17 protein-coding genes are annotated in these 14,639 nt (G+C 34.6%); 5 read left to right on the top strand and 12 right to left on the bottom strand.

All coding sequences use genetic code 11. From position 1 onward, the window contains the following. Positions 1-32 precede the first annotated feature (32 nt). The 6 genes from VK161_RS11550 to VK161_RS11575 form a co-directional block, all read right to left on the bottom strand. Positions 33-698, bottom strand: coding sequence for a YggS family pyridoxal phosphate-dependent enzyme (locus VK161_RS11550; protein ID WP_324214936.1), 666 nt, complete (start codon positions 696-698; stop codon positions 33-35). Beyond that, complete coding sequence (locus VK161_RS11555) at positions 689-1,252, bottom strand: hypothetical protein (protein WP_324214937.1); 564 nt, start codon at positions 1,250-1,252, stop codon at positions 689-691. Before VK161_RS11555 ends, VK161_RS11550 begins: the two co-directional genes overlap by 10 nt. Positions 1,253-1,292: 40 nt before the next feature. Then, complete coding sequence (locus tag VK161_RS11560) at positions 1,293-2,525, bottom strand: DUF1015 domain-containing protein (RefSeq protein WP_324214938.1); 1,233 nt, start codon at positions 2,523-2,525, stop codon at positions 1,293-1,295. A gap of 71 nt (positions 2,526-2,596) precedes the next feature. Then, complete coding sequence (locus VK161_RS11565) at positions 2,597-3,487, bottom strand: 3-hydroxybutyryl-CoA dehydrogenase (RefSeq protein WP_324214939.1); 891 nt, start codon at positions 3,485-3,487, stop codon at positions 2,597-2,599. Then, positions 3,487-3,843: a hypothetical protein gene (locus VK161_RS11570; RefSeq protein ID WP_324214940.1), complete on the bottom strand. Its 357-nt coding sequence runs from the start codon at positions 3,841-3,843 to the stop codon at positions 3,487-3,489. Before VK161_RS11570 ends, VK161_RS11565 begins: the two co-directional genes overlap by 1 nt. A 94-nt stretch (positions 3,844-3,937) precedes the next feature. After that, complete coding sequence (locus tag VK161_RS11575) at positions 3,938-4,903, bottom strand: Gfo/Idh/MocA family oxidoreductase (protein ID WP_324214941.1); 966 nt, start codon at positions 4,901-4,903, stop codon at positions 3,938-3,940. A 98-nt stretch (positions 4,904-5,001) separates the two neighbouring features. Between VK161_RS11575 and VK161_RS11580 the strand changes: the two genes are divergently transcribed. After that, a complete protein-coding gene (locus VK161_RS11580) occupies positions 5,002-5,643 on the top strand; it encodes a protein-L-isoaspartate(D-aspartate) O-methyltransferase (RefSeq protein ID WP_324214942.1) in 642 nt (213 codons plus the stop codon). Between the two features lie 3 nt (positions 5,644-5,646). On the opposite strand, the gene VK161_RS11585 is transcribed toward VK161_RS11580, so the two are convergent. Continuing rightward, a complete protein-coding gene (locus VK161_RS11585; RefSeq protein WP_324214943.1) occupies positions 5,647-6,009 on the bottom strand; it encodes a helix-turn-helix transcriptional regulator in 363 nt (120 codons plus the stop codon). A 3-nt stretch (positions 6,010-6,012) separates the two neighbouring features. Continuing rightward, positions 6,013-6,465 carry an SsrA-binding protein SmpB gene (gene smpB / locus VK161_RS11590; protein WP_324214944.1) on the bottom strand — a complete coding sequence of 151 codons (453 nt, stop codon included), beginning with the start codon at positions 6,463-6,465 and terminating at the stop codon, positions 6,013-6,015. Positions 6,466-6,606: 141 nt separating this feature from the next. Here smpB and VK161_RS11595 point away from each other — a divergent pair, with 141 nt between their 5' ends. From VK161_RS11595 to VK161_RS11605, 3 genes are all read left to right on the top strand, one after another. After that, on the top strand, positions 6,607-7,248 hold the full coding sequence (locus VK161_RS11595) for an outer membrane beta-barrel protein (protein ID WP_324214945.1): 642 nt from the start codon (positions 6,607-6,609) through the stop codon (positions 7,246-7,248). Between the two features lie 150 nt (positions 7,249-7,398). Then, positions 7,399-8,913 (top strand): S8/S53 family peptidase, encoded by a 1,515-nt coding sequence (locus tag VK161_RS11600; protein WP_324214946.1) that lies wholly within the window; start codon positions 7,399-7,401, stop codon positions 8,911-8,913. An 89-nt stretch (positions 8,914-9,002) separates the two neighbouring features. Next, positions 9,003-9,230 (top strand): VF530 family protein, encoded by a 228-nt coding sequence (locus VK161_RS11605; protein ID WP_324214947.1) that lies wholly within the window; start codon positions 9,003-9,005, stop codon positions 9,228-9,230. A gap of 33 nt (positions 9,231-9,263) precedes the next feature. On the opposite strand, the gene VK161_RS11610 is transcribed toward VK161_RS11605, so the two are convergent. From VK161_RS11610 to VK161_RS11620, 3 genes are read right to left on the bottom strand one after another with little or no spacing between them, the layout of a single operon-like run. Continuing rightward, the gene (locus VK161_RS11610) at positions 9,264-10,772 is read right to left on the bottom strand and encodes a hypothetical protein (RefSeq protein ID WP_324214948.1); all 1,509 of its coding nucleotides are present in this window, start codon (positions 10,770-10,772) and stop codon (positions 9,264-9,266) included. 11 nt (positions 10,773-10,783) lie between these two features. Beyond that, positions 10,784-11,947 (bottom strand): ABC transporter ATP-binding protein, encoded by a 1,164-nt coding sequence (locus tag VK161_RS11615; RefSeq protein WP_324214949.1) that lies wholly within the window; start codon positions 11,945-11,947, stop codon positions 10,784-10,786. Between the two features lie 9 nt (positions 11,948-11,956). Further along, positions 11,957-12,520: a GNAT family N-acetyltransferase gene (locus tag VK161_RS11620; RefSeq protein WP_324214950.1), complete on the bottom strand. Its 564-nt coding sequence runs from the start codon at positions 12,518-12,520 to the stop codon at positions 11,957-11,959. 57 nt (positions 12,521-12,577) lie between these two features. Here VK161_RS11620 and VK161_RS11625 point away from each other — a divergent pair, with 57 nt between their 5' ends. Beyond that, positions 12,578-13,423 (top strand): NAD(P)H-hydrate dehydratase, encoded by an 846-nt coding sequence (locus tag VK161_RS11625; RefSeq protein ID WP_324214951.1) that lies wholly within the window; start codon positions 12,578-12,580, stop codon positions 13,421-13,423. 170 nt (positions 13,424-13,593) lie between these two features. Here VK161_RS11625 and VK161_RS11630 read toward each other — a convergent pair whose 3' ends face one another. Further along, the gene (locus VK161_RS11630) at positions 13,594-14,424 is read right to left on the bottom strand and encodes a L,D-transpeptidase (RefSeq protein WP_324214952.1); all 831 of its coding nucleotides are present in this window, start codon (positions 14,422-14,424) and stop codon (positions 13,594-13,596) included. Positions 14,425-14,639: the final 215 nt, after the last annotated feature.

A 14,639-nucleotide genomic window follows, 5' to 3' on the forward strand; every position in this document is an offset into this window, starting at 1 on the left:
ATCTTTCAGTGAAACGGTCTTTCTTCTTTTTTCTATTTTCTTCCCCCAAAGATACTACTTCCAATTCGAACCATCGTGCTTCCGCATTCAATTGCGAGTTCGTAATCGCCCGACATTCCCATTGAAAGAGTGTTCAGTTGACAGTTTTCAGTTTTCAGTTCACTGTTTTTGTCAAAAATTGATTTTAAATGTTGAAATTCTCTTTTAATTTGTTCGGAGTCATCAGTAAAAGTAGCCATTCCCATCAATCCAACTATTCGGATGTTTTGAAAGGTTTTGAGTTCATCTGAATTTAGAATCTCTTCCAATTCTTTTTCATCCAACCCAAATTTAGTGTCTTCTTCCGCAATATGAATTTGCAACAGACAATCTACTTTTTTGCGCCATTTCGCGGCTAGTCGATTGATTTCTTTGAGTAGTTTAAGACTGTCTACTCCATGAATTAATTTCACGTACGGAATCATGTATTTGACCTTGTTTGATTGCACGTGACCAATCATGTGCCATTCAATATCTTTGGGCATTTGCTGCCACTTTTCGGTCATTTCCTGAATTTTGTTTTCACCAAATATGCGTTGGCCTGTGTTGTAAGCCTCCATTAAATCGTCGACTGGTTTGGTTTTAGAAACGGCTACTAATGTAACGTGTTCAGGAAGTTGGGATTGTATTTGGAGTAGGTTTTGTTTAATTATTTCCATTTTCTTTCGTAAAAAATGTTATTTATTTTGTTAGATAACCCATGAACCCAATATTTAAAACTTTCACAAAAACTGAAATAATTGTCATAATCTTTAAATGTATCTGAATCTGGATTTTTTAGAAAAACATTGAAATTGCCTTTGTAGTAACTATTTTTAACATTGATGTACTCAATTTTATTATTACTGTAATAAAATTCTACAAAAACATTTTCAACACTATTTTTATTATAGATAATATCATATTCATACGTTGCTTTGATTATTTCAGGTTCTGGAATTGAATAACTTGGACCGTCTATTTCCATTGTATCAACCTTTATTGTATCGAAATATGAAATCTTATATATTTTTAATACTGCTTCAGATTTAATTTTAATTTTTTTGGTTGTTTTATTTTTAATAACAATCTTGTATTCTCTTTCTATTTCAAACTTCTCTTCAATATTTTTTTTTGATTTTAAACAAATACTATCAATTTGTTTGATAGTAAATGATTTGTTTTGAGAAAACGATGAAATTGAGACCAGCAGCAAGAAAAGAATTTTTTTCATTGAGAAATATATTCGAAAAATTTTATTTTGTAGTTTTCACCTACAATTCATAAACTACCAAACCACTTCTAAATTTAGGTTCGATGTAGGTACTTTTTGGCGGCATGATTAAATTATTATCAGCCAACGCTTTAATTTCAGAAATATCGCTGGGGTAGAGCATAAACCCAACTTCAAATTCACCTTCATCAACCAATTCTTTTATGGTTAAAATGGATTGTTTTCCCGGAATGTATTCAATACGTTCGTCGTTGCGTAAGTCTTCGATGCCGAGTAACGGTTGCAGTACTTTGTCGTACAAAATTTGAGCATCTAAATTGGCTAAAATTGAATTTTGACTTTTGCTGTTATCATTGTCATTGACCTTATAGAAAAGAGCGTAAAAGCTTCCGTCCAAATACATTCCGAATTCGAACTTGCTTTGTGGCTTCCATAGTTCTTGTTCTTTGCTTTTGATGATGAAATGCTCAGACAATTTCAAAATAAAGTCGTCTTTTGAATGCCCATTTAAATCGCGAATGATTCGGTTGTACTCGTAGATTTTGACGTTGCTTTCGGCAATTAAAAAACTCATAAAATAATTGAGATTTTCGTTGCCTAGATGTTGGTCTTGATCGTATAATAATTCTGCAGAAGCCGAACGATGGTGGCCATCGGCAATGTACAATTCAGGAATAGCAGCAAACTGATTTTGAAGCCATTTGATTTCTTCATTTGAATCAATTTTCCAAACAGTATGTTGTTCTTTGTTGGTGGTAGAATAATTGTAAATCGGTTGTGATTTTTTCTTTTCTCCAATCCAATTATTAACATCAGAATGATCAGGATACGTAATCAAAACGGGTTCAGTATTAAACCCAGTTTGATGCAAATAATCCTTAAACAATTCCACTCGATATTGTAAAGTGTCTTCGTGTTTCTTGATTACATTATTTTTATAATCTTCAACTGATGTTCCAGCGATAATTCCAGTGAACGATTGTGTTTTGTTCTGAATTTGATAGAGGAAAAAGACTGGTTTATCGTCTTCAATAAATATTCCTTCGTTTTTAAAATCCTGGTATTTGTGAGCAACACCTTTGAATCGTTTATCCAAAGTGATTTTTTGAGCATGAATGTAGGCTGGATTAATCACATGCAAAAAAGAATACGGATTGAAATTCAGCCATGCAGCTAATTCAGCCGGACTGTAATCATCGTAATTTCTACACGTTACCAAAGCCACTTTATCGGGAGTTGGTCGAACCGCTTTGAATGGGATTATTTTTGACATTTTTTGAGTGATTAGTGATTAGTGAATAGTGATTAGCAGTTTGGCTAAAACTATTCACTAATCACTTTTTACTATTTACTAAATTGAGTTGCAACTTTCTCTGCTTTTTTGCTTGCGCTGTAATCATAGAATCCTTCACCCGATTTCACTCCGAGTTTTCCTGCCATAACCATATTGACCAATAGTGGGCAAGGAGCATATTTTGGGTTTTTGAATCCATCGTACATTACGTTTAGTATCGAAAGACAAACATCCAAACCAATAAAATCAGCTAATTGCAATGGTCCCATTGGATGCGCCATTCCTAGCTTCATTACCGTATCGATTTCTTCCACACCAGCAACACCGTTGTAAAGCGTTTCGATTGATTCATTAATCATTGGCATCAAAATTCGATTGGCTACAAATCCAGGGTAATCATTTACTTCAGTTGGCGTTTTGCCTAATTTTACGGATAAATCCATGATGATTTTGGTTACTTCGTCTGAAGTATTATAACCGCGAATGATTTCAACCAATTTCATAATCGGCACTGGATTCATAAAATGCATACCAATAACGCGCTCAGGATGCACCACTTGAGCAGCGATTTGAGTAATTGAAATAGAAGAAGTATTGGTAGCTAAAATCACATTGTGATCGCAAATGTCGCTTAATTGTTTGAAGATGTTGAGCTTCAACGTTACGTTTTCAGTTGCCGCTTCCACTACTAAATCGGTTCCAACAACTCCGTCTTTAATATCGGTGTAAGTTATAATATTACTGATGGTTTTGTGTTTGTCGTCTTCAGAAATGGTTCCTTTGGTTACCATTCGATCCAAGTTGGAAGCAATGGTTGCCATACCTTTTTCCAACGATTTCTCAGAAATATCAATTAATTTAACGGTAAAACCGCTTTGTGCAAAAGTATGAGCAATTCCGTTACCCATGGTTCCTGCTCCTATTACAGCTATTGTTTTCATTATGTATGTTTAGTTTGTTTTATTTTTTTTAATAACGTTCTTGATTTAGGATTGTACATTTTTACCCAATAAAAAATAATATAATCAGTATCCGAACTTAATTTGCTTTCGTCGTCGAGCTTAACGATGCTGAATGAAATGAGGTTGTTTTTGAGATAATTATTTCTGAAGGATTCAAAGAAATACTTTTTATTACTAATGCTTTTTCCTGTTGAACCTGTTATAAAAGTGATGTCTTTTTGATTTAAATCTTCAGTCTTATTATTAAGTAGATCGATCACTTTTAACTCTGTTTCAGTTAATTTATTTTCATCGTCCTTCCCCAAATCATTAATATCAATAGAATTGGATTCCATTTTTAGTTTTAAATCCTCAAAATTCAAAACTGAATTATTCTGAGAAAATATAGAAGTCGTAAATAAGAAAAAAAATACAGTTGCAATTTTCATATTATCGTTCCATTGAATCAATTATCATATAGGCCACACGTAAGGCTTCGGTTCCATCTTCCAAGGTTACAACCGGAGTTGTGTTATTGTTGATGGCATCCGCAAACGTTTCTAATTCGTCTAAAATAGCATTGTTGGGAGCTACTTCAGGATTATTGAAATAGATTTGCTTTTTTTCACCTTCGGCATTTTGAAGAATCATATCAAAATCACCAGGAACTTCTGGGGCATCCTTCATTTTTACCACTTCACAGATTTTATCCAAATAATCAACTGAGATGTAAGCGTCTTTTTGAAAGAAACGCGACTTACGCATGTTTTTCATCGAAATTCGACTCGAAGTAATATTAGCTACACAACCATTTTCAAATTCCAAACGCGCATTGGCAATATCGGGCGATTGACTCAATACGGAAACTCCGCTAGCGTGAACGGCTTTTACTTTAGATTTTACGACGCTTAAAATGGCATCGATGTCGTGAATCATCAAATCTAAAACTACGGGAACATCTGTACCACGCGGATTAAACTCGGCCAAACGGTGCGTTTCAATAAACATCGGATTTTCAATTTGGTCTTTCACAGCCGTAAAAGCGGGATTGAAGCGTTCTACGTGACCGACTTGTCCTTTTACATTGTATTCTTTGGCTAAAGCAATGATTTCCTCGGCTTCTTCAACGGTTGTGGCAATTGGTTTTTCAATAAAAACATGCTTGCCCGATTTGATTGAAACTTTGGCACATTTGTAATGAGAAAGAGTAGGAGTTACAATATCAATTACATCTACTGCATGAATCAATTTGGCTATGGTATCAAAACGTTGGTAGCCTAATTCGGCTGCGATTTTTTCGGCATATTCGGCATTTTCATCGTAAAAGCCAACCAATTCATATTTTTCAGATTGTTGTAATAAACGCAAGTGTATTTTTCCGAGGTGACCCGCACCTAAAACGCCAACTTTAAGCATAAAGATAATTTTTATCAAAAATAGAAATTAATTGATAATTAGTAATTGATAATTGATAATTTGTTTTCTATTTTTACGAAAATAAATTATTACCCAAATTGAAAGATACTAACAAACATCAAGGACTTCGAAATCAATTAGCTAAGCTATTGGAAGAAAAAGGAATTACCGACAAAAACGTATTGGAAGCCATTAAAAAGATTCCGAGACACTTGTTTTTAAATTCGAGTTTTGAAGATTTTGCCTATCAAGACAAAGCCTTTCCTATTGCGGCTGGACAAACCATTTCGCAACCTTATACAGTAGCATTTCAAAGTCAGTTGTTGGAAGTAAAAAAAGACCAAAAAATATTGGAAATTGGTACAGGAAGTGGTTATCAAACGGCTGTTTTGTGCTTGCTTGGAGCGAAAGTATATTCAGTTGAAAGACAAAATGAATTGTTTAAAACGACTTCGTTATTATTGCCTAAATTAGGTATTCGTCCGAAGCATTTGTCGTTTGGTGATGGTTACAAAGGATTGCCTAATTATGCTCCGTTTGATAGCATCATTGTAACGGCTGGCGCGCCTATTATTCCACAACCTTTAATGGCACAATTAAAAATTGGTGGGCGATTGGTGATTCCGCTGGGAGAAAATGAACAAGTGATGACGATGCTCATCCGCAAAAATGAAACTCAATTTGAAAAGCACGAGTTTGGCGATTTTAAATTTGTACCTTTATTAGAAAACAAGAATTAAAATCTACAAATTTGACAATTTGTTCTTCAAATTATCAATTTCAGCCAAAATATCGGCGATTTTGTTTTCCTTATTTTCGCCTTGACCTACCTGAATGCCTTTTTCCTCTAGAATTTCAGTTATGGCTTGAATGGCATTCGGGTTAAAATCCAAATTATGAAGTAAACGTTGTTTGTACCAAGCGATTTGAAGTTCGTTGTGATTGATTCCTAATACTTCTGATAATACTTTAATCTGCTTTTCTGTAGGAAGTCGAAATCCATTTTCAAATTTACTAATCAACGCCTGGTCAATTTGGGTAAGTTCAGCCAATTCTCGTGTTCGAATGTTTTTACTTTCACGAGCGTTTTTTAGTAAATCTTTCATTTTTTAGAACGATTTCTTGATGCGATCCAAATCGCGTTTGGTATCTTGTTCTTTCAACGATTCTCTTTTATCGTAAGTTTTCTTTCCACGGCAAAGACCAATTTCGAGTTTTGCCAATCCTTTTTCATTAGTAAACAATCGCAAAGGAACAATTGTCAATCCTTTGGTTTCAACACTTCTGGCTAATGATTTCAATTCGCGCTTATTCAAAAGCAATTTTCGCTCACTTCGTGATTTGTGATTGAATTGGTTTCCAAAAGCGTATTCTTCTATATAGGTGTTGATGGCAAAAAGTTCACCATTATTGAATTCACAGAAACTTTCAGCAATCTGTGCTTTCCCAAGACGAATGGATTTGATTTCGGTTCCGGTTAAAACAATTCCAGCCGAATACGTTTCAATTATTTCGTAATCAAACTTGGCTCTTTTATTTACTATGTTGGCTGTTTTTATCATGCAGGACAAAGGTAGTAACAAAAATAGGAAAACGAAAAGGAATTTATTTACTATGAAAATAAAATTCAAACAATGACTTATATCAGTTTTTATGCTAAAACTTGACAATAAATTTGTCTCATAATTTAAAACTAAAACAAAATGAAAAAATTATTTTTATTAGCAGGAATAGCTTTATTATCATTAAATGCTAACGCTCAAGACAAAGAAAGTAAAGGATTACAAGGTGCATGGTGGGCAACTTGTCAAGTTGGTTATGATCAAACAAAAACTGGCGATGACAAATCTACAAACACAACTATTTTACCAATCGTTGGTTATTTTGTGTCTCCATCTGTGACGGTTGGTGCTGCTGTAGGAACAGTTAATATTAAAAATGAAACAGCTGGAACTACCAATGCAAAAACTAATTTACTTGTTGTAGAGCCATTAGTAAGAAAATATTGGAATGTTGCTGGAAATTTCTATTTCTTCGGTCAACTTGGCGCTCCAATTATTAGTGGTAAAGAAAAAGAAAGTGATTTAAAAGTGAACCAATTTGGTTTATCAATGTCGGGTGGTATTGATTATTTTGTTACTAAAAACTTCTCTGTAGAGTTTTCATATAACTTAGCTAACTTCAGTACAACTACTTTGAAACCAGCGACTGGTGACAAAACTACAATCACTGATTTTTCTCTAGCTCACGTTGCTAATGTTGAATCAACCTATAATGGAGCTTTAGGTGGAAGTATGCCAACTTTAACTTCTCCGTTAGCATTTGGATTCAAATTCATATTCTAAATAAAAATTTATTGGTTAGATCCGAATTATATCGGTGAAAGAAGATCGCCTTATTTGTTAATAAATAGGGCGACTTTTTTTTGTTTATACTGGATTATATGTCATAATTTAATGCTATATTCGTAAAACCAACCAATAAATTATAATAAAATGGCAAAAAAATCACTTCAACTTCTCGCTTTGTTTTTTGTGTTTATTTCTTGTACTAAAGAAGAAACACAAATGGAAACCATCGAAATTGACGCTGCTCAAAAAAATCCGCTGACAGCAACTCAAATTAATGGTCAAATTGATCAAGCTTTTTCGAATAATGGTTCTTTCGACTGGAATCAATCGTCCAATCACTTACTTTGGAGTGCCATTTTTCAAGGAAATAAAATGGCTTCCATCGGTTTTGGCTCTTCTGCAACTGATTTTGACCGAAGTTTATCGCCCAATAACAGTCAACTTCAAAACGAAATTTTAGCAGTCATCCAACAATACGAAAGAAAAGAATTGGATAAAATTTTGATTTCTTCGGATGCCTATTTGAATCAAATTGACGTAATGATTGAAAAACAGGAAACGGTTATTGCTTTGCGCCGACTTAATTCTATTCGTTATTTTGAACCAGCGGATTATCATTATTTTGCCAATCAATCCAACCAACAAAAAGGTGGTGGAAATACCATTCAATCGGATTCGGGTTGCGGATTTGAATCGTCCGCTTTGAGTGCTTCCGATTATACAACAGTAACACCAAACGCCAAAGTGCCTTGGGCTTTTTATCAGCATAATATTCCGAGTGCGTGGAGTTACAGTACTGGAGCCGGAATTACAATTGGTATTATTGATACCGGAATTTCTCCTAATCAAACTCTATTTGGTACTAGCTTCAATAATGGCTTATCATCGGGAAGAAGCATCAGTAAATTTGGAGTTTATGTAGATTCTATTTGGCCTTGGAGCACAGGAACTGATGGTCCAAACGATCAATGTGGTCATGGAACAAGTATGGCTTCTGCGGCAGCTTCACCACGAAATAATGTTGGTCAACCTGTTGGTGTAGCGTACAACTCGAACTTAATTACGTATCGTGCCGCTTCGAATGTGGTTTTAGATGGTTATCACGAACAAAATGGAGTGAAAAATGCGTTTACTGCTTTGGGAAATAATTCGAGTGTGAAAATCATTTCCATGTCGATGGGACACATTTTCTCAGTTGGAAAAATTTCTGATGGTGTGAAATATGCTCATGCAAGAGGAAAACTGATTTTTTGTGCAGGTGGAACTTCTACCAGTTTTACCAATTTTGTGGGTGTTATTTTTCCAGCTTGGATGCCAGAAACTCAAGCGGTGACTGGAGTTATTGAAGGAACTTCTAATCAGAAATGTGATGTGTGTCATTCGGGTTCTGAAATCGATTTTACAGTACAAATGCAAAGATCAAGTTCAGGAAATACAGTTCCGGTTGTAAGTTATTATAATGCACAAACCGATTATGTTGGTGGTTCGTCTGTAGCTACAGCGACTACGGCTGGAATTGCAGCATTGGTTTGGGCTAAAAACCCAACTTGGACACGCGATCAAGTAATTAACAAAATGAGACAATCGGCTACGTATTATCCAACACCTAATTCAAGTTATGGCTACGGAAATGTGAATGCGTTGCTTGCGGTTCAATAATTTTTATTCAAACACAACAAAAAACCACCATTAGGAAACTTTTGGTGGTTTTTTTCTGCTTCTTATTTTCGATTGAATACTTTTGTACTATGGAAAACAATCATTCAAATAATCCGTTACACGGAATCACATTGCAAAAAATGCTAGAACAATTAGTTGATTTCTACGGATTTGATACTTTAGGTGAACTGATAAAAATCAAATGTTTTAATGATAATCCCAGTATTAAATCGAGTTTGACTTTTCTGCGAAAAACCGATTGGGCGAGAAAGAAAGTAGAACAATTGTACATTCGAACCTTACCCAAACTTCAATAAAAAATCCCTTTCATTACAAAAGGGATTTTTTTATTAACCTTCGGCTAAACCACGCCATTTCTTGATTTTGAATGAAAGCAGTAACATCATCAGTACCATAAATCCTAAATTTAGATAAAAGAAATAAGGCGCAAAGTCATCCATTTGTTTTGCCATTAAGTGATAAGGATTTTTGATGTATTCGGTTGTACTAATATCATTACGAGCCATATCATTAAGAATTTCTTGTATCATGAAATAAAGAATAGGTAACATCGCAGGTAAAATCCATAACATTGAATTCAGGAAAATGGCTGAGATGTTTTTACTTTTCTTTCGCGAAAGCGTGACAAAGAAATAAATCATAGAAGATAAACCAATTAAAAGTAATAGTGTCGGGTAAACCAAATCTTCTCTGCAAATTGCCGCTATGATTCCGATTACAATGTTTATTACGCCCAAACCAATTACTGTAATCAACCAATTTCGTCCCGAAGTAACTCTAAAAGCAAAAATCAAAAGTGATAATCCCAATCCAAGATACAACGAAATCAGAAGTGTTTCCATACGAAAAGTCGGATTTACCCACGAATCTGAAATTTTATCGTAATTGTAATTCAGTCTTTTTTCGGGCACATAATATCTGTAAAATTCTTTGGTCTCATCTTTATTAATAACCTTTAGGTATTTGTTTACAGAATCGAAAGCAGTATTTTGGTAATTTCCAATGTAATAAATAGCACCATCATTATCGCCTCCAATTAATTTGTGGTTTTCAAAATCGGGATAATCATTGATTAATTCAAACCATTTGTTTTCGTCAATATTGGATTTTAAATTATGCTCTTTAGCAATTGATAAGTAGTCTTTGAAAACTTTTTTTATTGAATCTTTCTGTTGGTTGACCAACCAAAGCCTTATTTTGCGTTCTCTTATTGAGTCAGTATTGAAATCAAAAAATGGATAGCTATTCAGATTTTTATTTATCAAGGAGAAATAACTGTATTCTCTATTGTTAAAAGTAATACGCGAATCATCTACTGTGTCTACAGGTGCTTCAATTGCTTTGGCTTCTTCATAATTTCGATATTCATTGTTAGAGTAGGAGCCATCAACAAAGTAAGATCCCATACTTAAAATTTCACATCGTTTTTTAGCTTCAGCTTCAGAATAATAACTTCTGATTCTCACATCTTTTCCCAAGTAAAAAGAAAGTGAAAATAATGTGGTCAAAAAACAAACCAAGAAAAGAATCATCCATTCTTTAAATAATGAAAAATTGCTTTTAGGATAGAATGATTTAAACGAATTGTTCTTCAGATAGTATACCAACCAAACTACAATAAAAACAATCGAAATCAAAACACCAAAAAAGATTACTGTGCCTTCAATTCCGAAGTTGTAATCATTTTCTGTTTCGTTGAAATCCAATTTCCCTTCGGACAACCCCAAAAGAAAGAAAATCAAATTCAGAACAAGTAAAATCACGGTTGCTGGAACTACTTTTGTATTCCACAAAATTGGGTGATTGATGAGCAAGTATTTTTGAATATTTTTAAACATAATTTACAAATTTAAGAGACAAAAAAGCGACGAGTTGAATTGGAAATATTTCTAAAATACTGAATCGGAATCTTCTGATTAACTATTAGTTGTAACACTTCATATAAAGTAACTTCTTGTGGAAAATTCACAATATAAGTTCCGCCATTAAACTGAAGCGAAATCATATTTAATTGACCAAAAGTTTCTCCCAGCTGGCTCTGTGTCCATTCACTTTCAAACTCAATAATTAAGTTTTTAGTTGGTTCAGTTGTATTTTCACTCGTTTTGTTTTCGTGTAAATTTTTCTGTTTTCCGTGTTTCAAGAAAATAACTTGATCGGAGGTTTTTTCCACTTCGTACAATTGCTGTGAACTCAATACAATTCCCAATGGTCTGAAAGGCGATTTGGCTATCGATCTAAAATCTTCTAGAACGGTTTGTTGTGCCAAAATATCTAAGTTGGCCAATGGTTCGTCAATTAAAAGAATTTTGGGTTTTCGTAATAACATTCGCGCCAATTCAAAACGCATTTTATACCCAGACGACAAGCTTTTCCAACTGTGATTTCTAAATTTACGCAAGCCCAATCGAGCAATAATCAATTCTACCAGCAGCTCATTTTCTTCGGGTTTGTAGCCGTAACTCGAGGCTGTAAATTGTAAATTTTGATACATTGATCCGTACCAAGTGTCGGTGCGTTGTGGAATGTACACCAATTTCGTGCGCAAATCATACGCATCTTCATAGTCAAAATGGTACTTTATTGCTCCGTTCGTTGGGTACAATTCGCCGCACAAACTGCGTAACAAGGTTGTTTTTCCATTTCCATTTTCACCCACCAAACCTAGAATATCACCTTGGCGCAATTCCATGTCAATCGGTCCGAGACCAAAACTCGACGATCCATAGCTTTTCTCCAAACGCGATGTACTCACCAAGATTTTCTTTTCCGGAATCTCTTTGTGTTGTAATTCGGTTTTTAACTCGTTTAAAATGGCTTGGTATTTTTCCTTTTTACCTTCGGTAGTATTTTCATTCTTGTCCAACCAATCTAAAAATGAATTTGTCTTCTTGTAAAATTCAATATTCTCAGTATCTAAGGTCAAATCAATGATTCTCTTGGTAAGTATCAAATAATCGTCAAACTTCAAAAAGTTCTCTAATTCGCTAAACTGCTTTTCAAATTCATTCATAAATTGGGTTTATTGGTTATGGTTTTTCTTCAAAAGGGAATAAATTACGGTATCTAAAAATTCGCCATTGTAAAATTCATTTTCAAGAATATGGGCTTCTTTAATAAAGCCGTTTTTTTCTAAAACTCTTCCAGAAGCAAGGTTTCTCGGGTCGATCACAGCTTCTAACGAATGCATTTTCATTTCGTTAAAACCGTAATCAATCAATAAGCCAATTACTTCGGTAGCTATTCCTTGTCCGTGACACTCAGGCAAAAACATATATCCTATTTCAGAACGAAAATTATGCCATTGTATTCTATAATGACCAACAATTCCTAATAATTTATTATTTCCCTTCAAAGTCACTGCCCAATTGATGCCTTCGTTGGTCTCAATTTTATCATTAATCATCTTGATGTGAGCCAATGCTTCATCGTGGTTGCTAACTAATGGACGCGGAATGTACTTCATCGTTTCCGGATTACTTCGTAATTCAAATACTTCTTGAACATCGTCGTTAGTAACTTGGCGCAATAGTAAGCGCTCGGATTCTAAATTTTTAAAAGGCAAGAAAGAAAAGGTCGATTCCATAAAAAAGTGTTTAAAACCGACTAAAATAACGATAATTTTTTGTAACTTTAAAAGAAAATGATTTCACACCAAACAATTTCAAAAACGGCAATTCAAAAAATACTCAAACCCATGCCCGCTGATTCACACAAAGGGCAACAAGGTCATGCTTTGCTCATCGGTGGAAGCTTCGGAAAAATAGGCTCGGTTTGTCTTTCGTCTAAAGCAGCACTAAAGTCGGGTTGCGGCTTAGTTACAGCTTTTTTGCCCAAATGTGGATATGAAATCATTCAAACCTACATTCCAGAAGTCATGGCAATTACCGATGAAAACCATGAAATTATCACCAATGTACATTACAATTTCATGCCCAACGCTATCGGAATCGGAGTAGGAATCGGTCAAGATGAAATTACTCAACACGCTTTCTATAATTTTCTAAAAAACAATACAGTTCAATTGATTGTTGATGCTGATGCCTTGAATATTCTCTCAAAAGATACCTCTTGGTTGTCATTATTGCCTTCAAAAGCGATACTTACACCGCACAAAAAAGAACTCGAGCGACTCATTGGCACTTGGCAAAATGAAGAAGAAAAACTTCAAAAAGTAATTGAATTATCTACAGAAAATAGTATAATAATTATTATCAAAGGCGCGCCAACAGTGATAGTAGATGGAGAAAATAGTTATAAAAACACAACGGGAAATCAAGCTTTGGCAACTGCTGGTTCGGGCGATGTGTTGACCGGAATCATCACTGGTTTAGTGGCACAAAATTACCAACCTATCGAAGCGGCAATTCTAGGTGTTTACCTTCACGGCTTGACGGCTGATATTGCCTTGCCAGAAAAAGGCTTTCACTCGTTTATCGCTTCCGATTGCATTGACTATTTGCCCAAAGCATTTCTGAGTTTACTATAGAAGCTATTTCCAGCTTTTCATTTCAAGTCCTCATTCAAACTGCTGTTTTTTCATGCTTTAAAAAGAGCTTCCTTCGGTCGCTTTTTTAAGTCAGTAAAAACGAACAGTTTTCATTCCGGGCTTTCCATTACTATCTGGGCTAGGCGCAAAGTAATTCAAAGTAATTTTGTCTACTTCTTTTGCTGCTCAGCGCGAATTTTTTTCAAGAAAGGTTGTGTTTGTTGCTCCAATTCCTCAACCGAAATTGCCAAAGCTTTCGGATTGCCAACCAATTGCAACCAAGGTTTTGGTGCATCAAAATTATATGCTCCAAAAACTACTACTGGAGTTCCTTTATACATCACTTTCTGATCGTTTTCCAAAATCCATTCGTCGGCCCAATTGTAAAGATATTGAGCGTCTTTTTCGCGCAAACGCAAACACGAGTGCGACGCAGGATAACCAGGCAAATCGTATTGATGAAAACCAACGCCTAATTTGTTTTCAATGTTGAAGTTCCATTTCAACTCCCATTCGTCGTTGAAGGTACTGTTGGTGGTTTCGGCTTTCCAATTGGTAAAAAACAATCCAGTAGGAGTTAGGTCTTTTTTTCTTCCCATGTTGGTTGGCCCGGTTCGAACTAAAATGCCTTTTTCATAAGCCGCAAAAGTCTGTGTCGGATACGAAAAATAAATCACTTTATCTACATCATTCAAAAATGGTGCTTCGTGTGGAAAAGGCAAATAAAAAACTAAATCACCCGATAAATCAGTCGGAACTACAATCGAGTCCATTAAATTGAGATGTAATTCGTCGGTTCGGTTGATTGCCAAAACAATGTCTTGCTGCAAACTATCCAATTTATTGACTTTCATCCAATCTTTGGTGTTTTGCAAGGTATAAACTATGGTTTTGGGTGACTTTCGTACCACTTTCTTAACTGGATTTGTCTTCTCATCTGTTTTGCATGAAAACAAAGTAAGACAAAAAAGCACAACGATATATAGAACAGAATTTTTCATACTTATATTTTTGGTAAAATTCCATTATAAATGACAAAAAGCTGTTACATAATTGTAGAGAAATGTTATAAAATGGCGAAGGGTTTATTCACTTCAAATTGAATTAAAACTATATGTTTTGATTCAGCTTCTAAAATAGTTTGCCGCAGATTCACAGATTTAAATGATTTAAAATCTGTGAATCTGCGGCAAAACTTTATAGGGTAATTAGTAAT

It is taken from the genome of Flavobacterium sp., from assembly GCF_035299245.1.
In the GTDB taxonomy this organism is placed as follows: Bacteria; Bacteroidota; Bacteroidia; order Flavobacteriales; family Flavobacteriaceae; genus Flavobacterium.